13 protein-coding genes are annotated in these 20,938 nt (G+C 41.9%); 8 read left to right on the forward strand and 5 right to left on the reverse strand.

What is annotated here, in order from left to right:
• Window positions 1-311 precede the first annotated feature (311 nt).
• Complete coding sequence (locus WKV44_00370) at window positions 312-1,322, forward strand: aminotransferase class I/II-fold pyridoxal phosphate-dependent enzyme (GenBank protein MEM5946991.1); 1,011 nt, start codon at window positions 312-314, stop codon at window positions 1,320-1,322.
• On the opposite strand, the gene WKV44_00375 is transcribed toward WKV44_00370, so the two are convergent.
• From WKV44_00375 to WKV44_00385, 3 genes are read right to left on the reverse strand one after another with little or no spacing between them, the layout of a single operon-like run.
• Window positions 1,319-1,657, reverse strand: coding sequence for a ferredoxin-thioredoxin reductase catalytic domain-containing protein (locus WKV44_00375; protein ID MEM5946992.1), 339 nt, complete (start codon window positions 1,655-1,657; stop codon window positions 1,319-1,321). The genes WKV44_00370 and WKV44_00375 overlap by 4 nt on opposite strands.
• Window positions 1,654-1,962: a glutaredoxin family protein gene (locus WKV44_00380; GenBank protein ID MEM5946993.1), complete on the reverse strand. Its 309-nt coding sequence runs from the start codon at window positions 1,960-1,962 to the stop codon at window positions 1,654-1,656. The genes WKV44_00375 and WKV44_00380 overlap by 4 nt, the downstream gene beginning before the upstream one ends.
• A gap of 37 nt (window positions 1,963-1,999) precedes the next feature.
• Complete coding sequence (locus tag WKV44_00385) at window positions 2,000-2,800, reverse strand: hypothetical protein (GenBank protein ID MEM5946994.1); 801 nt, start codon at window positions 2,798-2,800, stop codon at window positions 2,000-2,002.
• A 110-nt stretch (window positions 2,801-2,910) separates the two neighbouring features.
• Between WKV44_00385 and WKV44_00390 the strand changes: the two genes are divergently transcribed.
• The 7 genes from WKV44_00390 (at window position 2,911) to rpmB (ending at window position 18,139) form a co-directional block, all read left to right on the forward strand.
• Window positions 2,911-3,396, forward strand: a complete 486-nt coding sequence (locus WKV44_00390) for a PaaI family thioesterase (protein MEM5946995.1) — start codon at window positions 2,911-2,913, stop codon at window positions 3,394-3,396.
• A gap of 346 nt (window positions 3,397-3,742) precedes the next feature.
• Window positions 3,743-4,036, forward strand: a complete 294-nt coding sequence (locus tag WKV44_00395; GenBank protein ID MEM5946996.1) for an RNA-binding protein — start codon at window positions 3,743-3,745, stop codon at window positions 4,034-4,036.
• 324 nt (window positions 4,037-4,360) lie between these two features.
• Complete coding sequence (locus tag WKV44_00400; protein ID MEM5946997.1) at window positions 4,361-6,067, forward strand: hypothetical protein; 1,707 nt, start codon at window positions 4,361-4,363, stop codon at window positions 6,065-6,067.
• Window positions 6,068-6,303: 236 nt separating this feature from the next.
• Complete coding sequence (locus WKV44_00405) at window positions 6,304-9,690, forward strand: adenosylcobalamin-dependent ribonucleoside-diphosphate reductase (GenBank protein MEM5946998.1); 3,387 nt, start codon at window positions 6,304-6,306, stop codon at window positions 9,688-9,690.
• Between the two features lie 266 nt (window positions 9,691-9,956).
• Complete coding sequence (locus WKV44_00410) at window positions 9,957-15,482, forward strand: MG2 domain-containing protein (GenBank protein ID MEM5946999.1); 5,526 nt, start codon at window positions 9,957-9,959, stop codon at window positions 15,480-15,482.
• Window positions 15,424-17,877, forward strand: coding sequence for a penicillin-binding protein 1C (gene pbpC / locus WKV44_00415; GenBank protein MEM5947000.1), 2,454 nt, complete (start codon window positions 15,424-15,426; stop codon window positions 17,875-17,877). Before WKV44_00410 ends, pbpC begins: the two co-directional genes overlap by 59 nt.
• A 70-nt stretch (window positions 17,878-17,947) precedes the next feature.
• Window positions 17,948-18,139, forward strand: a complete 192-nt coding sequence (gene rpmB, locus WKV44_00420; GenBank protein ID MEM5947001.1) for a 50S ribosomal protein L28 — start codon at window positions 17,948-17,950, stop codon at window positions 18,137-18,139.
• Window positions 18,140-18,370: 231 nt separating this feature from the next.
• Here rpmB and hcp read toward each other — a convergent pair whose 3' ends face one another.
• Both hcp and WKV44_00430 read right to left on the reverse strand, forming a co-directional pair.
• A complete protein-coding gene (gene hcp, locus WKV44_00425; protein ID MEM5947002.1) occupies window positions 18,371-20,020 on the reverse strand; it encodes a hydroxylamine reductase in 1,650 nt (549 codons plus the stop codon).
• A gap of 34 nt (window positions 20,021-20,054) precedes the next feature.
• Window positions 20,055-20,882 (reverse strand): 4Fe-4S binding protein, encoded by an 828-nt coding sequence (locus WKV44_00430; protein ID MEM5947003.1) that lies wholly within the window; start codon window positions 20,880-20,882, stop codon window positions 20,055-20,057.
• Window positions 20,883-20,938 lie beyond the last annotated feature (56 nt).

Raw genomic sequence — 20,938 nt, forward strand, 5'->3', positions numbered from 1 at the left:
TCCTCTTTTTATAGATTTTTAAGGTATGCAGCGGATATATTTTTTATAACACATATATGGAAACACGTTAAGAGGTAAAAAAGAAAGCTTGTTTTTACGCATAATAATGTCAACCAACATCACATAACTCAAAAATACTCAAAATTTATTGTAAAAAAGAAAAAAACAGTACAAAAAAATAGATAAAAACAGCATAATACAGGCAAATTAAGACAACCAATATCCATAAAACAACAAAAAAATAAAGGCTTTACAGAGTTTATCTCCACAAAAATCTTGAAAATTTTACAAGATGAGAGCATAATTGCCCTATGTTTGGTTTTGCAAGCGATAATACTGCCCCTGTTCATCCCCGTATATTTGAGGCCATGCAGAAGGCTAATATGGGATATTATCCTTCTTACGGGGAAGATTTGCTCACAGAAAGAGCAGTCCGGCTTCTGTGTAAGCTTACAGGCGCAAAAAATGCCTTCTTTGTACATACGGGAACATCCGCCAACATCCTTGGTATGGCTCCGTTTCTGCGTCCCTACAACAGCGTATTGTGCAGCCATATTGCCCATATCAACACGCACGAATGTGGCGCTTTGCAGCGTGCAACAGGTGCACGTGTTCTACCAATTCTGACAAAAGACGGCAAGCTTAGGACTGAAGATATAAGACCACAGCTTAATGCAACAGGCAATTATCACGAGTCGCAGCCTGCCATAATCTCCATAACCCAGCCTACGGAGATAGGTACTCTCTACTCACTTGCAGAGATAAAAGAGCTTGCAGACTTTGCGCACAAGCACGGCCTTTTGCTGCACATGGATGGAGCACGATTTTCTCAGGCAGCAGCAGCGCTGGGAATAAATCCGGAAGATATGACAAGCCAACAGGGAGTGGATATACTCTCTCTGGGGGGTGCCAAGAACGGACTTATGTATGGAGAAGCGATAGTATTCTTTAAACACACAGATGAAATACGCTACCACATCAAGCAAGGTATGCAGCTTGCATCCAAGATGAGATACATTGCAGCACAGTTTCTGGAGTTATACGGCACCGATCTCTGGCTTGAGCTTGCAGGAAAAGCCAACAAAATGGCAAAGATTTTGGAAAAAGGTCTTGATGCAAGAGGGATAAAAGCAGCATATCCGGTAGAAACCAATGCTGTCTTTGTACCGCTGAATCCCGCAACAAGAGAAAAACTGTTAAAAAAATATATGTTCTATGTGTGGGAAGAGGAAAAAGATATATGCAGACTCATGTGCTCATACCACACGGAAGAAAAAGAGATAGAGGATTTCCTTGCAGCACTTGATGAAGCCATGTGTTAGGGGCACTTATCCTCTGGTCTTCTTTCTGGTATGGAAGAAACCTCTTTTTTTTCTTTATAAGCTGTATCCGACAGGTATAGTCCGCAAAAGCAGTGTCCGTACTCTGCAATATCAGCCTCTGCATAAGCACAGGGACAGATAACATCACGGTCTTTATCAATATCATCCCAACTCTCCCGGCAGGGACAGAGAAAATATCCGTGGCGCTGATACTGAGAAAACATACCATCTACGAGGTCAGAAAGGAATCTAGCATCGTAGTTGAGCTTCCAGCCTTTTTTTTCTGCCACTTTCTTAACATAAGCAAAGACATCAGACACAGACTGAGGCTTCATAATAGGATATCCTCCCAATCCCTTTCTATAAAACCCACCAAAGCCTGAAGTTTACCGGAGTCATGCTCTATGGCAAGAAAAGGAAATCCAACTTTGACAGAAAAACGGCTTTTTAACTCGTCTTTTAATACTGTTCTTGTCTCCTTATCCAGAGTATCCACATCAAGCCAATCAAAGGGAAAGCCGTTTTCTTCCAGAAACTTTTTAGCCCGCCTGCAGAAACCACAGGTAGAAAGGCTGTAGAGAGTAAGTTTAAAGGGAGCTTTTCTGCTTCCCTCTGTTTTCTGCATCTTTATTTCTTCCATAATATAAGGCTACAACTGTAATGAGCAAAAGGCAAGTCTATGATTCTTCTTTTTGCACTTCTCTCATGAGCTGTTCTATCTCTTCCAACCGTCGCGTGAGGTTCTGTATTGTTCTCTCTATCCTGCTTCTCTCCTGCTGGAGTTTTTCTATAGGGCTTGCAGGTTCCTTCTCCTTCTTGATTGCTGTCTTTACCGCATGGGCAGGCTCACCTGCCTTGAGAGCTTCTTCTGCTCTTTTTCTCTCCTCCGGCTTGGAAAAAGAGACGACTGTCTTCATATTTTCATAGCCAATTTCTGGAGCAACATCGTAGGAGTAGACCTTTATAAGTGTGCTGGCTACTGTACGGCCAAGCCCCAAAACACGCTCCACATAGTCTTCAAATCTTGCTCCGTATTTTTGGCATAAGGACTCCGCCTTTAACAAAAGTCCACCAAGCTCTTTCATCAGTGTGCCGTTTTTTTCTATAAAGTCCTGCTTGATAGTGCGTGTAAGAGCAATAAATTCGTCATTGCTTATAAATATGTTGCTATATATGCCGAGCTCCTCCGCTCTTGCAAGAAGCTTGTGAAAAAGTGTCCAGAACTCCTGCGTATGAGCCCTGTTGGTAGCAGGAAGAGGAGAAGTGGAGAAATAAACATGATGAGCAAACTCATGGATAGCCGTATACATGAGGTCATTATCATTGTTAAAGTTTCTGTTATGTATGATTATCTCGCGTCTTTCCGGATAATATATACCATTGGCCTTTTTGCTTTGCTTACCGGAAAATATGACAGAAAAATCTATAGTATCCGGTTCTATTTGCAGCAGTTTTTCTTTTACCTGATCCTGATTCATAGGCTCTGAGTATAGAGAAAAACACAGGCACAGACAAGAGGAACATGGAATCTTTATATGTTTTACAGATTTTTTGATATTTGCTATACTGCAATCGTAAAGGAGCTAATATGAAAAGAATCAATAACCCTTATACAGGACTGGAAGGCTACAATTGTTTTGGCTGTTCTCCCCACAATATGCAGGGGCTACGTATGGATTTTTTTCTGGAAGGAGATACAGTAGTATGCAAGTGGAAACCTCAAACATATTTTGAAGGTTATTCCGGAGTGCTCCACGGCGGAATACAGGCAACACTACTAGATGAAGCAGCAAGCTGGGTTCTTTTTACCGTGCTGGGGACATCCGGAAGCACTACAGAACTCTCCGTACACTATAAAAAGCCCGTGATGCTTACAAACCAGGAGATAACCATAAAGGCACGTGTGGAAAAAACGGATAAGAACCTCGTGTATATCAAGGCAGAACTTATAGACAGCAATGGGACAGTCTGTACAAAAGCAGATATAACCTATTTCTCTGTTCCAGAACACATAGCAAGAAGGCGCTTTGCATATCCCGGGAAAGAAGCCTTTTTTGCAAAAAAAGAGATATAAGACAACATATAACAACAGCATACCTGATATTATTACTTATCAAGGATGAGATTATCGCCATCATGCAAAGCAAGGGTGTAGTTGATATTTTATACCCTTGTAACATAAAAAAAGCTGACTGCACACTATTTTTTAATTTATAGAGAAATAGTCTCATTTGGCTTGACGCTGTATTATAAAAGAGGTACTATAACAATGAGCTTGATTTAAAAACTAGGGTTCTGATTTTCTTAATCTTATTTTTATTTCTATATTAAAGAAACATTTTTTGTATCTTTCTGCTCTCCTATTGTTAATAGGATTTATGGATGGTTCTCCGTTTTGCGGAGAAAAAAGGATTTATTTTATGTCTTTTAAGATTTATGTTGGTAATCTCAATTACCAGACAAGTGAAGATTCTCTTCGTGATGCATTTGAGCAGTACGGTGAGGTAGAATCAGTAAAAATTATTACTGACAGAGATTCCGGCTATTCCAAAGGCTTTGGTTTTGTGGAAATGGCAGAACAGGAAGCAGGAGAAGCCGTGATAAGCGCGCTCAATCAGCAGCAGCTTGACGGCAGACAAATCAGAGTAAATCAGGCTAACGAGCGTGGAAGCGACAGACCTAGAAGAAACAGATCGGATTCTTATCGCTACTAAAAATATAGCTCATAAAGAATAGGCTGCCTTTACAGGCAGTCTTTTTTTATCTGCACAACTATTTCAATAATACAAACCAGCTTGTTATCCTTAACAGCCAGATAGAAAAACACAACAGAATGATATGATATATAAATTTTTTATCAAAAAAAGAACAGTACTACTATTTGTAGTATCAAAAGACAGGACATTAGGAATTTTATTTTGAAACAATGGTAAAACTTAACCATATCTCCTCAAAAAAAAAGATTTATGCGATAAAAATTTGTATACACTCCCAAAACGCGCTATTTTTTTATAAAAACATATTAAAGGAGGCTTGATATGAAAAGAAACATTATCTTACTGTCTTTAGTTGTGTTATTTTCTTTTACATCTCTTTTTTCCCAGGAAAAAGCATTAGGCTTTGACTCACTGCAGAGCTTAGCCAGCTTTGGCATTTTTACCAATGAGTTTGATGCTATGAGTGATGTTAATGTTCTTAGAAGTGCTCCGGGGTTTTCTTCTCTGGACAAAACCTATATTTTTGCCGGTGTCGCAAACTCCAGGCAGGGTACAGCATCTACAAATACCGATACCGGACCTCTTTTCCTGGCAGGATACTTTTCTCCCATCAAGATGTCCATGGGACTTTCTTTTGATTCTAGCCCTACAATATCAACTATTAACAATGGCACTTCTTCTGTTACTGCAACAAAGACAGTGGGAACCACCAACTACATATGGGAAAGCAGCATAACAGAAAATAAATATACCCTACAGTCAGAGGACATGAATATTTCTGGAGGTTTTATCCTGCCCACTGGACCTATTCTCTTAGGAGCAGGTATAAACTTTTCTTATAAATCAAATACATCAGGAATAGCAATAGACACCTATGCTCAGAATAACGGGGTTGAAACGGTCAAATACTACAGGGATGCGGCAGGAGCTTCCGCAGAGCCTGATCCTGTCCTAGATTATACGCATATAACAACCAAGACATCTCCAGACACTGTTATAGATACAGAAGTAACTGTCCCTGTTTATATTCCCCTCGGCGAGGTTGTTAAAGGATTGGGCATTTCTGCCCAAATGTCATGGAAAAACAGAAATCTGTCTTCTTCTATAGAAGAAAAATATCAGGTAGAAAGCAGTAGCACTTTTGCAGGGGCAACTATAAATAATAATCTAATAGAAGATTATGTAAATACCCTTGGGACCAATATAGAGGCTGTTCTTGAGATGAATCCTATCTTTGGCAAGAATAGTAAAAACAGGCTTGAGATCTATGGAAATGTGTCTTTTGAACTTCCCATACCAAGCGAGTATAAGAATATAACTTCCACAATAACTCTTGATGCCTCTGCAAATGCATCTGATTTTGACCAGACAGAGGTTACTCAGGTGAGAAAGGGTTTGCTAAAATATAGTGCAGAAGCAGGGGCTTCTCATTATTTTTATTATGATTTTGATAACTGGGCTGTTCTGGGCTTTAAACCGGTAGCAGGATTATCCATAGCCTATCAACCGACAGACGATTATTATATGGAAAAACAGATAACAATAAACAGAAGCGATGGTGCTACCGGAGCAAGCGACGGCACATGGGATGATGCCGTAGACAGCATTGCTGTAACGGAAAATCGTTATTATAACAATAATGATGGCTATCCACTGGAAATAAGAATGCCACTGAGTCTAGCAAGTTCTTTTAAATGGAAGCAAAAGGATTGGATTTTTGGGCTTACTTTTTCTAACAGAGTGGGGGTTACTCCTATATATTCTATAACAACAGACAAACAGGACATTATGGATAGTGTTAGCACGACTTATACGGGAGACCAGACTCAGCCGGCCCTTGATTCTACGGATATTAGTCATGTCTCTTCTTCTTCTGTTACCACAAGTCTGGATTGGTCTTTCGACTATACCAATACTATTATTCTCAACTTTTATCTTCCCAATGACATACGACTGGATGTTCTTTCTGTTGTTAATCTGCTGGAGATAAATAACTTGATTATACAGTGTATTATTCCCTTGCCTTAGTTATGTCATAACTGTCAGCGGGGAGCTTTATGCTCCTGCTGTCTTTGTGCTCTTATATGTATTTGCCAAGGGCAGGTCTTGTCGCAGCCATACAGACTTTTCTACATCATAGGCTGCGGCAAGACCGTTCGGTTTTTAAATATTACAAGTTTTATAATCTTTTCTCTTTACATCCCCATATATAGGTGTTATAGTCTTTATTACTAGGATATTGCACTATATATAGCGGAGGTCTTATGAAATTTAAAAGGTTTTTTACGCGGGGGATGTCTTCTCCTTACGATGGGATTGAGTGGGTGGAGAGAAAGAGTGAGATACGTGATCTTGACGGAAGGGTTATTTTTTCTCAAGAGAGGGTTGTTGTCCCTTCTTTTTGGTCTCAAATTGCAACGGATATTATTGCTCAGAAATATTTTAGAAAGGCAGGGGTGCCAGAGGATATTTCTCCCGATGGAAGGGAGTTCGATGCAAGACAGGTCTTTCATCGTCTGGCTTATACGTGGAAAAAATGGGGTGAGGATGCGGGATACTTTGACAGCGAGGAGGATGCCCAGATTTTTTATGATGAGATTTGTTATATGCTTGCTCACCAAATGGCAGCGCCCAATTCTCCTCAGTGGTTTAATACAGGGCTGCATGCTGTCTATGGTATAGAGGGGCCACCTCAGGGGCATTATTATGTAGACCACAAGACTGGCAAGCTCAAAAGGTCAGCGAGCGCATACGAGAGGCCTCAGCCACATGCCTGTTTTATTTTGGATGTAGAGGATGATCTTGTGGGAGAAGGTGGCCTTATGGATACGCTCCAGCGTGAGGCCAGGCTTTTTAAATACGGTTCCGGTACTGGAAGTAATTTTTCTAGAATCAGAGCTGAGGGGGAGCCTTTGAGCGGTGGTGGGGTGTCCTCCGGACTGCTTTCTTTTCTCAAGGTGTTTGACCGCTCTGCTGCTGCAATAAAGAGCGGAGGAACCACAAGACGTGCAGCCAAGATGGTTGTGCTTGATGTGGATCATCCAGATATCTTTAAATTTGTCAGATGGAAGGTGGAGGAAGAGTATAAGGTCGCTTCTCTTGTTGCAGGTAGCAGACTGGTTTCCTCTATGTCACGCAGGCTGCTTGAAGCTTTTTCATCATGCGGCGGGGATTATGAGGATGCTGTTCTTGTGACGGCCATAAGAGAGGCTATTTCCGCAGGGCTTCCTGAGACTTATATCCATCAGGTTTTACGTCTTGCAGAGGCTGGGATGAGTCCTGAGGATTTCCCAGTGTATTCTACGGACTGGGAAGGAGAGGCGTACAACACTGTGAGCGGACAGTCCTCCAATAATTCTGTACGCGTGTCTCAGGCTTTTCTGGAGGCTGTAGAGAATGATGGGGACTGGGAACTTACTGCACGCACAAGCGGTCAGGTGATAAAGGTAGTAAAGGCAAGAGAGCTATGGAAGGAGATTATCAGGGCTGCCTGGCAGTGCGCTGATCCGGGGATTCAGTTTGACAGCACTATTAATGAGTGGCATACCTGTCCGGCTGACGGAAAGATAAATGCTTCTAACCCCTGTTCTGAGTATATGTTTCTTGACGATACTGCATGTAATCTTGCTTCTATCAATTTCCTTCCCTTCTATGATATGGATTCAGGCAGATTTGATGTAGAGGGGTTTTCCCATGCTGTTGATTTATGGACTGTTGTGCTTGAAATAAGCGTAGTAATGGCTCAGTTTCCTTCCAAAACGATAGCGGAGAAGAGTTATCTTTATAGGACTCTTGGGCTGGGCTTTGCCAATCTTGGCAGTCTGCTCATGGTTATGGGGCTTCCTTATGACAGTCCGGAGGGACGTGCTGTTGCGGGAGCTCTCAGTGCAATACTGACAGGTCGTGCATATCACATGTCCGCAAGGATGGCAGCAGAGTGGGGTGCTTTTGCAAGATATGAGGCAAACCGCGAGCATATGTTGCGTGTTATAAGAAACCACAGGCGTGCAGCATATAATTCTGCAAGGGAAGAATATGAGGGGTTGTCCGTTACTCCTATAGGCATAGACCCGACGCTGTGTCCGGATTATCTTGTCAAGGCAGCAAGAAAAATCTGGGATGAAGCGCTCGAACTTGGAGAAAACTACGGATACAGAAATGCACAGGTTACGGCCATAGCACCTACGGGAACCATCGGGCTTCTTATGGACTGCGATACAACAGGGATAGAGCCTGATTTTGCGATAGTTAAGTTTAAGAAGCTTGCAGGAGGTGGATATTTTAAGATAATAAACCGCTCGGTACCCCCTGCGCTAAGAAAACTGGGCTACTCGGAGAAGCAGATAGAGGAGATTGTCCGCTATTGCGTAGGAGCGGCAAGTCTCAAGGGCTGCTCTGTGATATCTCATAAAAAGCTCAAGGAAAAAGGATTTACAGATAAAGAAATATCTGCAATGGAAGAAAGGGCAAAAAATGCCTTTTCTATCAAGGATGTTTTTGGTATATGGAATTTCTCACAGGAGACTTTGTCAAGGCTGGGGCTTCCAGAAGATGCGTCCAAGGATGCGAGCTTTGACCTGCTTGCTTTTCTGGGCTTTTCCAGGAAGGAAATTGAGACAGCAGAGGAATATATCTGCGGCTCCATGACACTGGAGGGTGCTCCGCATCTCAAAGAAGAGCACCTGTCTGTCTTTGACACGGCAAGTCCTGCAGGAAAAAAGGGAACACGCTCTATATCATGGCGCGGGCATGTGCTTATGATGGCAGCTGTGCAGCCTTTTGTAAGCGGAGCTATATCCAAGACAGTAAACATGCCGCAGAGCGCAAGCATCCGGGATGTGGAAGAAGCCTATCTTCTGTCATGGAAGAGTATGCTCAAAGCTGTTGCCCTATACAGAGACGCATCCAAGCTAAGCCAGCCACTTTCTGCAGTAAGTGGAGCAGGCGACGGAGCTGCGGAGGCCATAGCAAAAGCAGCAAGAATAAGGCTACAGCCTCGTGAAGAGCAATACGCAGAACAGGCAACAGAAATAAATAAGTCGACACAGACAACAAGTCTATCACGCGGACAGAGGGAGACTCTTCCATCCCGCAGAGCTGGCTACACTCAAAAAGCAAAAATAGGAGGACACAGTCTTTTTATCCGCACCGGAGAATATCAGGACGGCAGGCTGGGAGAAATCTTTCTGGACATGTACAAAGAAGGTGCAGCCTTCCGCTCTCTTCTCAACAGCTTTGCCATTGCAGTCTCCATAGGTCTGCAATACGGCGTACCTCTACAGGAGTTTGTGGATGCATTTGTCTTCACGCGTTTTGAGCCCAACGGCATGGTACAGGGACACCCCAAGCTGAGAATGGCAACCTCCGTGATAGACCTGATATTCCGCGACTTGGGCATCTCCTATCTGGGAAGAGATGATCTTGCACACATAAAAGAAGAAATATCCAGCACTGACATAAGCCACAACACGGAAGAGAAACAAGAAGAAAACACTAGCCACAAAAAAACAAAAAAAGAAGTCATAAGAGAAGAAGCCGTAAGCAAAGGCTACGAAGGCGATGCCTGCCCTATCTGCGGCAACTTTACACTTGTGAGAAACGGGACATGTCTCAAGTGCGAGACATGCGGAAGCACAACAGGCTGTTCTTAAAAACCATAGACCGAACGGCCGGACTGCGCCAGATAAGGCAAAGCTGCCAGAAAAAGGCGCAAGTCCGGCCTGCCTTCGGCAAATAAGAAGAAGCTAATATCAAAGACTCTGTTTTCCTATGCCGTAGGCAGCGGAGGACGCTTATGTGTCCTCCGCGTTCGGTATAAAAAATAATCCTATTGATTCTGTATATCCAAGGATAAAAAAAATATGATATAATTTTTATGAAAACCACTATGGTTTTCTTTATTAATAAGGGGGTAAAAATGAAAAGGCTGCTTATCTTTTTTTTTGCGATAGCTGCACTCGTATCATGTAATAAAGCTCAGCAAAAATACAACGAAAAAATAGACCCACAGGTTCTCCGTGAATATGTTTTTTCTTATACACAAGGAAGCCTGTCAAGACAGGGCAAGATAGAAGTTACTTTTTCTCAGGATATTCTTAAGGATTATAAAATTGGAGATGAGCTTCCTGATAATATCCTTACTATTTCCCCAGCTATAAAGGGAAAAACAACTAAGGAAACTAACCGTATTATTGTCTTTGAGCCGGAAAAAGGGTTTAAACAGGGAGTGTCCTATTCTTATACTGTATGGCTTAACCGCATTTTTGATAAAAAACCAAAGATAGACAGGTTCTCCGCAGAGATAAAAATACCGGAGATTGCAGTAAACTATCTTAATCTGCAAACTTATTCACAGGGCAACAGAAGCATAGAAATCCAGGGCAACCTGCGAATGTCGGATGTTGTGGATAATGATGCCCTAGAAAGGGCTCTAAAAACAGATATAAAAAAGCCAATAGAATGGGAACATGATGGAACAAATCACACATTCTCCATAAAGGATATTCCACAAACCAAGGAAGAACAGCGGTATAACATTTCTATTGACCTTTCTGCAGTGGGAGGAAAAGGCGAGGTAAAAAGAGAAGCAGTCATACCAGGCTTTGGCAAATTTGTTGTGACAAGGCAGGATTACCAAAGAGAAGAAGGAAAGCTTCTTCTTTATTTCTCAACTCCTATAGACACAGAACAAAACATCTCTTCCCTTATAACTTCATCAAACACAGAAATCAACACCAGTATAAACGGTAACATACTTTCCGTATTTTTCACCAGAATAAAGCCAGATACACAGAATACAACCATCAAGATATCAAAGGATTTAAAGAGTGTTTACGGTACATCCATGGAAAAAGATTATTCCACACAGATAAGCCTAAAAATAATTCCCAAGCCCAAGGTACAGCTCAATATCCAGGGCGGAATAATTCCGCAGGGGAAGGATGCTTATGTGCCGTTTAGGGCAATAAGTCTTAGGGCTGTAGATATAACCGTCATAGAAGTTTTTCCACATAATATGCTGGATTTCTACAAGAGGTTTGTGCAAATCAACTCTCAAAACAGTTCTTATATCTCTTATGTGGGAAGGCCTGTTGCAGAGTTTACTGTAAGACTGGACAGGTATACAAATAACAATCTTTCTACATTGGAAGATTATAAAATCAATCTGGCTGATTATATAGAGATTAATAAGCAGTCGGTCTATAGGGTAGAGATTGATTTTAACAGAAGGTATTTTATAGGCATACCGGAGGAAGATGCAGAAAAACTGAGTGATAAGACCTATGCAGATGACTATGAAACTCCCATAAAAAAGAATGATTATTACAGTGATTATTACTATTACAATGATGATTACTACAAAAGCATGGATCCATATACTACAACATACTACTCTGGTGGTAAACAACGTGTAGGCTGTTTTATTGCAGTATCCAATATAAGCCTGATAGCCTTTCAGAACAAGGGAAGCCTGTCTGTCATTGCTAACGATACTATGACAGGAAATCCTCTGTCCTCAGCAAAAATAGAGCTTTATAATCTCCAGGGAGAAAAACTTATAGAGAAAACAACTGACAATAATGGCTTTGTGTCATTTGAAACAAAGACAAAAGGTGCTTTTATAAAGGCAAACAAAGCAGACGAGTATGCATATCTGTATCTGAGCCCTGATACAATGATGGACATGTCCAACTACAATATTGGTGGTGAGGTAAGAGAAGATGATCTGGATGCCTTTATATATGGAGAAAGGGAGGTATGGAGGCCTGGAGACAATATCCATCTCTTCCTGATGCTTGAGGATAAGAAAGGAGCTCTTCCTGAGGATTATCCTGTAGTGGCAAGGCTTATAGACCCCAAAGGCAAAGTAAAGCAAAAGATAGTAAACTCCGAGCATATAAACCGTCTCTACTACTTTGTGTTTTCAACAGATCCTGATGATATGACAGGAAATTGGTCTGCTGTTTTTGAAGTAGGCGGGAAAGAGTTTACAAAAGCAATAGCAATAGAGACAGTAAAGCCCAATAGAATGAGAACAACGCTAACATTCCCGTCAGAAATAATACACCAATCGGAAGAAGGTATTCCCATATCAGTAGAAGTAAGCTGGCTCCACGGAGCTCCTGCAAAGGATACCAAGGTAAATATAAGCTATTCTTTATTTCCAGTAAAAACAAGCTTTGCCAATTATGAAGCCTATATTTTCGATAATCCTACTATAGATTTTCATTCTTATTACGATAAGGCTGCAGAAAAGAAAACTGACCAGGATGGGAAAACAAGTTTTACTTTTAAACCAGGCAATATAAAAGCACCAGGCTTTCTCAAAGCGGTTTTCCTATGCAGAGCATATGAAACAGGAGGAGATATAAGTATAAACACAAGCTCGGTCAAGTATTCTCCATATACACATTATGCAGGTCTAATGCTCCCAAGAGAAAAAGACAGCTGGTATGACTTTGAGAGCAAAAAAGAATATGAGATGAATGTAGTAAGTGTAACAGATGAGGGCAAACCCGCACCTAACAGGAATCTTAACATAACGATATATAAAATAAACTGGTGGTGGTGGTGGCATAAAGAGGATGATTTTACCAATTTTTTTAGAAAATATGATGCCAGAAAACTACAGAGCTGGAGAGTTACTACAGACAGCACAGGAGGAGCAAAACAGAAATTCTCCTTCGATGATGGTGGAAGATATCTCATATACGTAGAAGACCCAAAATCCGGACATGCAACAGGAAAAATAGTCTACACATCATGGTGGGGGAGGAATATGGCAGCTGTTACGGGCAATGCATCTGTATTGTTCTTCTTTCCAGATAAAGAAGAATATACCCCAGGAGAAAAAGCTAAGCTAAGCTTCCCTTCTTCTCCCGATGCAAAGCTTTATCTCGCAGTAAGCGATGCATACACAATAAAGAAACTCATTTATTTGGAAGCAGAAAAGGATAAAGATACAATAGATGTAGAGATTGACATAACAGATGACTTTGACAGCACCATGTATATACATGCATTCTTAGTACAGCCATATGATAACTTAAAAAACGACAGACCCATAAGGATGTACGGACTGCAGCCAATAAGGATAAAGAAAGAAAAATACAGTATAAGTCCTGTAATAGAAACAGATAAAAACTTCATGCCTTTTAAAACGGCAAATATCAAGATATCCGAGAAAAACGGCAAACCTATGACCTACTCCCTTGCAATAGTAGATGAGGGGCTATTGGATATAACCAACTTTAAGACCCCGGACCCGTATAATTATTTTTATGCCAAGAAAGCAATGCTACTCAATATCTGGGATACTTACGGATACATCATGTCCAGATCTCAGCTAAGTATAGGCAAAATACTCAGGCCGGGTGGCGGAGGCATGGAAGAAGAGCAAGAACAGAAAAAACAGGCAACCAGGTTTAAGCCGGTGGTAATAGTAAAGGGACCGTTTTATCTTCCTCCAGGGAAAACCATTAATCATGCAATAGACATACCCAATTATATTGGCTCAGTAAGGATAATGGTGGTTGCCCGTGATAAAAGCTCTTACGGCTCTGCAGAAAAGGCTGTTCCAGTAAAAGCATCTCTTATGACACTGGTTACTGCTCCCAGGGTTTCCAGATACGGTGATACCTTCTCCATACCTGTCAATATTACAGCCTCGGAGGAAATTATAGGAAATCAGGCAAAAGCATATATAGAAGCAGAAGGCGGAATAGAAATAGTAGGAGACAAGACCAGGTTGGTAGATATAAAAGAAGCAGGAGAGCAATACATATACTTTACCGCAAAGACAACACAACTGGGAATAGGGAAGATAACAGGATATGTGGAGGCAGGCAATCAAAAATCAGACTTTGATTTTGAGATAGATGTGCTGCCTCCAAGCGGACTGACTACAAGAGTTATAACATCTACCATAAACGGAAAATCGGCAGAAAGCTTTGATATCAATCCTATAGGCCTTGTGGGAGGCAACACATACAAGCTGGAACTATCCATAATACCTCCTATCAATCTGGAATCCAGGCTGCAATATCTTATATCCTATCCTTATGGATGTGCAGAACAGACAACATCCAGTGTATTCCCACAAATAATGCTCCCGGACATAACAAACCTGACAGAAAAAGAGAAAAAGGCAATAGAAGACCATATAAACATAGCCATAGAAAGGCTTACAGACATGCAGACATCCGATGGCGGGTTTGCATACTGGCCTGGGGAACGTTCTTATGATTGGCTTAGTAGCTATGTAGGACACTTTCTCATACTAGCAAAAAAGAAGGGCTACTATGTTCCATCTTATACAGCAGAAAATTGGCTGAATTATCAAAAAGAACTTGCAAGAGAATGGCAATATGACAAAGACAAATATTATCTCAACAATACCCAAGCCTACAGACTATACACTCTCGCTCTTGCAGGATATCCTGATATGAGTTCTATGAACAGGACACTTGCTGCGCTTAAGCAAGATGATAAAAACATCAGGGCAAAGCTGAGACTTGCAGCCGCATACGCTATATCCGGAAACAAGACAATAGCAAAAGATATAATATCAGATATTACGGATGTAAATGCTCTCATAGCGGGAGCATATGAGAATGATGATTATTGGTGGTATTCTTATGGCTCGGGACTAAGAGACCTTGCTATTGCTCTGGAAACCTTTGTCATCATACAGGATAAGGATAAAGCCTTTAAGATAGCACAGCATATTGCAGAAAGCCTCAACTCTGATAAATGGATGTCTACCAATACTACTGCATATTGTCTGTATGCTATAGCACAGTATATAAACTCCTCAGGAGACTCATCCAAGGTTATGGCAGAATATAGCTGGCAGAATAATATAATATCCATAGACTCGGATAAACCCATACAACTCATAACCCTTGATGGAGAAAAAGGAGGGAAACTCACAGTAAGAAACAAGACAGACTCTCCTATCCATACCAGAGTCATATCATCGGGATACCCACCACTGAGAGAAGCAAAACCTATGGAAAACCTTATAAAACTCGATGTGGAATTCTATGATAAAAACTCAAAGCCAATAAGTCCAAAAAACATAACACAAGGAACAGATATTATAATCAAAATCACGGTTGAAAATCCGTCAAACACAAAATACAGGAACATAGCTCTGTCACTTATAGTACCCAGTGGATGGGAGATTCTTAACCAGAGGCTCTTTGAAACAGCCATAACCAAGAACCAGAGCAGCTTTAGCTATCAGGACATAAGGGATGACAGGATATACACCTTCTTTGATATAGAGCCAAAAGAAAAGAAAAACTATGTTTTCCTCACAACAGCAGCATACGAGGGAGAGTTTTTCTTCCCATCGGTTCTGGTAGAGGAGATGTACAACCATGAAATCAGGGCAGAAAGTGCGGCATTCTTTACAAAAGTACTTAAAGCAGATAAATAAACTTCTAGATACACAGATAGCAGGGGAGAATATATCTCCCCTGCCCTTTTTATATCTGCGTACTATCATCACATCGCTATCATTATTTTTATCTGTTTTCTTCCTTATAATATACACTCTCTTTTACTGGCCTCTTCCAGATAAGCTTTTTGATGACCCCTACTGTACAGTAATCAAAGACAGAAACAACAGAATAATACAGACTATGATAGCAGATGACATGCAGTGGCGTTTTCCAGCTCCAGACAAATTACCGCAAAAATACATAGAAGCCCTCATAAGATATGAGGATAAACGCTTCTATCTCCACGGAGGGATTGACAGCGTCGCAATACTCAGAGCAATAAAGCTCAATACAAGCAAAGGAGCAATAATAAGCGGTGGCAGTACAATAACAATGCAGCTTGCAAGGCTGGCAAGAAAAGGACAAGCAAGAACAATCATAGAAAAAATAATAGAAGCATGGATGGCCATAAGGATTGAGAGAAAATACAGTAAAGAAGAGATATTACGGCTATATGCAAGCCATGCACCCTTTGGCGGGAATATAGTAGGTATAGAAGCCGCAGCATGGAGATATTTTGCGAGGCAGCTCAATGATCTGTCATGGGCAGAATCAGCATTTCTTGCTGTACTGCCTCAAGATCCTGCTCTTTTTTTTCAACCGCATGGCAAAGAAGAGATAAGAAAAAAGCGGGATTTTCTGCTGACACGACTATGGGTAGAAGGAAAAATTGATAAAGATTTCTTAAACCTGAGTTATCAGGAAGAAATACCTGATAAACTGTATGATTTTCCCACTCTGGCACCTCATCTTCTTGTAAGAGCAATAGAAGACGGACAAAGAGGTAAAATAATAAAAAGTACAATAGAGGCATCTCTTCAAACAGAAGTAAAAAGAATAGTAGACCAGTATTATACAGAACTTATGCACAACAATGTACACAATGCAGCAGCACTAGTCGTTGACCTCGCAACAGGAGAAGTTCTCGCATATATAGGCAATACACCGGAAAAAGATCCTGATTATGGTGGAAAAGTAGACTGCATAAGTGCAAAACGCAGTCCCGGCAGCACTTTAAAACCTTTTTTATACGCAATGGCTTTAACAAGTGGAGAAATACTTCCAACTCAATTGCTCCCAGATATACCCATAAGTTTTGGTGGTTTTTCTCCCCGCAACTTTCACAGAACATACTATGGTATAGTAGGAGCAGATAAAGCCCTCACAGAATCGCTCAATATACCCTTTAGCATACTTACAGCAAGATATGGTTACAGACGCTTTTACTCCATGCTGCAGAGACTAGGGCTAAGGCTGCCCTTTCCTCCAGACCACTATGGACTCTCCATAATACTAGGCGGAGTAGACATAAGTCTGTGGGAATTGAGCCAGCTATATGCAGGATTGGGAAGGTCAGCTAGAGGAGAATACGACGAGCCATTTTTCTCCCATACCTACATCATGGATAAAAAACCAGCAGTACTTGGAGAGGCAACAAAAAACATAATAGACAAGCCATCTGCAGTGATTACGCTCAATACATTAAAGGACTTGGCAAGACCGGGCATAGAAGCATCTTGGGACATATTTGCAAGAAGAAAAAAGATAGCATGGAAGACAGGAACAAGCTGGGGACAAAGAGATGCCTGGGCCATAGGACTCACCCCGCACTATCTCGTTGCTGTATGGGTAGGAAATGCAACAGGAGAAGGCAATCCTGTACTGCTGGGAGCAAAAAAAGCAGCTCCGCTGCTTTTTAACATATTCCGCAGTCTACCCTTTGAAGATGACTGGTTTACAATAGAAAAAGAAGAACTCTATCCCGTAGAAATATGCACAGAATCAGGCATGCGGGCAGGCTCGGACTGTCCTACTACAAAGATATCTTGGCTGCCTCCAGCAGCAGCAGAATCAGAGCTGTGTAAATACCATAAGCTTCTGCACCTGGACGCAGAAGGTAAGCATCAAGTTGACAGCTCAACATACCCTGTATCCCTCATGCAGCACAAAAGTTGGTTTATACTCCCACCACTCCAAGCATACTACTACCAAAAATCAGGCCATCCATACCAAGAACCTCCCCCCATATTAGGGCAACAGAAAAATACCGTAGAAATAGGTTATCCTTCTCCCGGCGCAGTCCTATACATCCCCATTGACCTGGATGGGAAACGCGAGCAGGTTGTTGCAGAAGCAGCCTGTCAGACAGACAGCCCCCTATACTGGCATCTTGATGGCAAATACCTGGGAGTAACAACAAGGGAGCACAGCTTTCTTCTATCCCCTCCTGCAGGAGAACACCGTCTCTACATCATAGACAACAAGGGTAACTCTGCATCAGTAGAATTTACAGTAAAAGAAACCATAGCAGAACAAAAAAAAGCAAGATAGTATACGCAAGGCTTTACAAAGCAGACAATTTCTGATATCTTTCTTCTACTTTTACAAGCAGGGGTAGATTATGGCACGCAGATGCGAAATATGCGGAAAAGAAACAAGAAGCGGTAACAGCGTAAGCCATGCGCACAACAAGACCAAGAGAACCTTTAAGCCCAACATCCAGAAAGTAAAGATAAACGACAATGGTTCTATAAAGAGCATAAAAATTTGCACACGCTGTCTCAAAGCAGGAAAAGTAGTCAAGGTTGTATAAAACACAAGTGCGCATAACAGAGCCTCCCTATTGGGGAGGCTTTTTTTATATAATCGAACGGCCGGACTAAGCTCTATTCTTAAAACAAGGTCAGAAAAGGGCTACATTCCGGCCTGCCTGCAGCACATAAAAAGAAAAGCAGGCAGAACCCTTGCTCTGCCTGCCCTATCTACTGCCGGAGGCAGCGCAGGACGCACTTTACTGCGTCCTGCGCGTTCGGTATAAAAAACACTAACCAATCATAGTCTTGATATCTTCTTCAACCGTGCTTATCCCACCAATGCCAAAGTTTTCCACAAGCACCTTTGCAACACCGGGAGAAAGAAAAGCAGGAAGCGTAGGACCTAGGTGGATGTTCTTGACACCAAGGGAAAGCAAAGCAAGCAGAACTATTACTGCCTTCTGCTCATACCAAGCTATGTTGTACACTATGGGCAGCTCGTTTACACTCTCAACACCAAAAGCATTCTTAAGTGCAAGTGCAGTAACTGCAAGAGAATAACTGTCATTACACTGCCCTGCATCCAACACACGGGGAATACCGTCTATATCACCCAGATTGAGCTTATTATACCTGTACTTTGCACAGCCTGCAGTAAGAATAACATTATCCGCAGGAAGAGCAGAGGCAAATTCTGTATAATAGTTTCTTGTCTTAAAACGACCGTCACAACCTGCCATAACAACAAACTTCTTTATCTTGCCCTGCTTTACCGCATCTACAACCTTTCCTGCAAGAGCCTTGACCTGTGCATGTGCAAAACCACCTACTATGCTGCCCTGCTCAAGCTTCTTGGGTGGCTGACAAGTCTTTGCCTGCTCTATTATCAAAGAAAAATCCTTCTGCCCGCCGGGCTTTCTGTCCTCTATGTGCTTTGCACCAGGATATCTTACGGTACCTGTAGTATAAAGCTTATCCATATAAGATGCAGATGACGGAGGAGGCACAAGACAATTAGTAGTCATAAGAATAGGACCAGCAAAGGCCTCAAACTCCTCAACCTGCTTCCACCATGCATTTCCGTAATTACCTTTAAAGTGAGAATACTTCTTAAAAGCAGGATAATAATGTGCAGGCAACATCTCGCCGTGAGTATAGATATCTATACCCGCATCCACACTCTGCTCCAGAAGCTCTTCAAGATCCTTGAGATCATGTCCACTTATGAGAATACCAGGCCTATCTCCTGCTTCTATGGAAACCTCTGTTATCTCCGGATTTCCATAAGTTTCTGTATTGGCTTTATCAAGCAAAGCCATAGTCGTAACACCTACGGAGCCGCATTCCATAACAAGACCAACAAGCTCATCCGCACCAAGACTGTCATCATCAAGAGCAAGAAGAGCCTTATCCATAAAGCGGATAACAGCATCATCCCTATAACCAAGAACAGCCGCATGGTGGGCATAAGCTGCCATACCCTTGAGCCCTATGAGAAGAAGCTCTCTCAAAGAACGCACATCCTCATTCTCAGTTCTCATAACACCGTACTGACTGCCAAGAGACTTCCAAGTCTCCACAGTCCCCTCGTTCCAGCGAACAAAAGCAGGCTCATCCGGCAGCTTACCAGCCTTTGCAAGCTCATCCCTAACATCTTCTCTAAGCTTTATTGCTGCAACAACCTTTCTTCCAAGGTCATCAGCATCAAAGTTGACATTGGTGATAGTTGTAAAAAGAGCAGAAATAATCTCATCCTCAAGAAGAGCAGCCTTATCAAGCCCTGCATCCATAGCAGCAGCATGATAAAAAGCAAGCGTCTTTACAACATGGATATAAACATCCTGCAGATTAGCAACCTCATCTGTCTTACCGCAGACACCCCTTACGGTACAACCCGTACCTTTTGCAGCTTCCTGACACTGAAAACAAAACATACTCATAAAACACCCCTAATATACAAAATTTTTATAGTTCTTATATTTCTACATCGGAGATGACATCTCCGTTAATGCCTATTACAACCTGCCTTATGGCAATATCAGAAGCAGAACGCCTAAGCGCCTCCTGCACAAGAAAAACAAGCCCTCTACAGCAAGGAACCTCCATAATAGCAACAGTAATACTTGCAATATTTGCCAGAGAAAAGATCTGAGCAAGCTTCTCAACATACTCATCCTGATTAGAATCCAACTTTGGACAAGCAATAACAAGCTTTCTACCCGTAAGCAACTTAGAATGGAAAGCACCAAGAGCAAAAGCAGTACAGTCTGCAGCAATAAGCAAATCTGCACCCACAAAATACGGCGCCTGCGGATGCACTAGACTAAGCTGCACAGGCCACTGCTCAAGCATGCTAGGCACATCGCCCACAGCAGCAGGAACCTGCGCTTTCTCAATACTCCTTGCCTGAGCAGAAGGACAACCTGCATGAGCATGAGACGGCCTCTCAAAATCAGGCACCTCAATATCGTTCTCTATAAGATAAGCAATAGCCTCCTTGAGAAGCTCCTTTTCTCCGTGCTCGGCAAGATGCTCAAGATGCGCCTTGATAACAGACATACCCTGCCTTACCATGTTGGCCATAACAGCCCTCTCATCATACGGCTCAGCCTCACGCTCCTCAAAAGTAAGAGCACCAAGAGGACAGTGCCCTATACATGCACCTAGCCCATCACAAAACAAATCACTGACCAGCCTGGCCTTACCATCAATAATCTGCAGAGCACCCTCAGGACAATTGGGGATACACTCTCCGCAGCCATTACACAAATCCTCATCTATTTTAATAATAGTTCTCTTCATAAAACCCTCCAACTCAACATCTGAGAAAAATATACGCCCAAAAGCTGACAAAAACC

Source organism: Spirochaetia bacterium 38H-sp (assembly GCA_039023545.1).
Classification (GTDB): domain Bacteria; phylum Spirochaetota; class Spirochaetia; order Winmispirales; family Winmispiraceae; genus Rarispira; species Rarispira pelagica.

Excerpts from the sequence above, each read along its gene's own strand:
- WKV44_00370 (MEM5946991.1), top strand. The coding sequence starts at position 312 with ATGTTTGGTTTTGCAAGCGATAATACTGCCCCTGTTCATCCCCGTATA.
- WKV44_00375 (MEM5946992.1), bottom strand. The coding sequence starts at position 1,657 with ATGAAGCCTCAGTCTGTGTCTGATGTCTTTGCTTATGTTAAGAAAGTG.
- WKV44_00380 (MEM5946993.1), bottom strand. The coding sequence starts at position 1,962 with ATGGAAGAAATAAAGATGCAGAAAACAGAGGGAAGCAGAAAAGCTCCC.
- WKV44_00385 (MEM5946994.1), bottom strand. The coding sequence starts at position 2,800 with ATGAATCAGGATCAGGTAAAAGAAAAACTGCTGCAAATAGAACCGGAT.
- WKV44_00390 (MEM5946995.1), top strand. The coding sequence starts at position 2,911 with ATGAAAAGAATCAATAACCCTTATACAGGACTGGAAGGCTACAATTGT.
- WKV44_00395 (MEM5946996.1), top strand. The coding sequence starts at position 3,743 with ATGTCTTTTAAGATTTATGTTGGTAATCTCAATTACCAGACAAGTGAA.
- WKV44_00400 (MEM5946997.1), top strand. The coding sequence starts at position 4,361 with ATGAAAAGAAACATTATCTTACTGTCTTTAGTTGTGTTATTTTCTTTT.
- WKV44_00405 (MEM5946998.1), top strand. The coding sequence starts at position 6,304 with ATGAAATTTAAAAGGTTTTTTACGCGGGGGATGTCTTCTCCTTACGAT.
- WKV44_00410 (MEM5946999.1), top strand. The coding sequence starts at position 9,957 with ATGAAAAGGCTGCTTATCTTTTTTTTTGCGATAGCTGCACTCGTATCA.
- pbpC (MEM5947000.1), top strand. The coding sequence starts at position 15,424 with ATGAAATCAGGGCAGAAAGTGCGGCATTCTTTACAAAAGTACTTAAAG.
- rpmB (MEM5947001.1), top strand. The coding sequence starts at position 17,948 with ATGGCACGCAGATGCGAAATATGCGGAAAAGAAACAAGAAGCGGTAAC.
- hcp (MEM5947002.1), bottom strand. The coding sequence starts at position 20,020 with ATGAGTATGTTTTGTTTTCAGTGTCAGGAAGCTGCAAAAGGTACGGGT.
- WKV44_00430 (MEM5947003.1), bottom strand. The coding sequence starts at position 20,882 with ATGAAGAGAACTATTATTAAAATAGATGAGGATTTGTGTAATGGCTGC.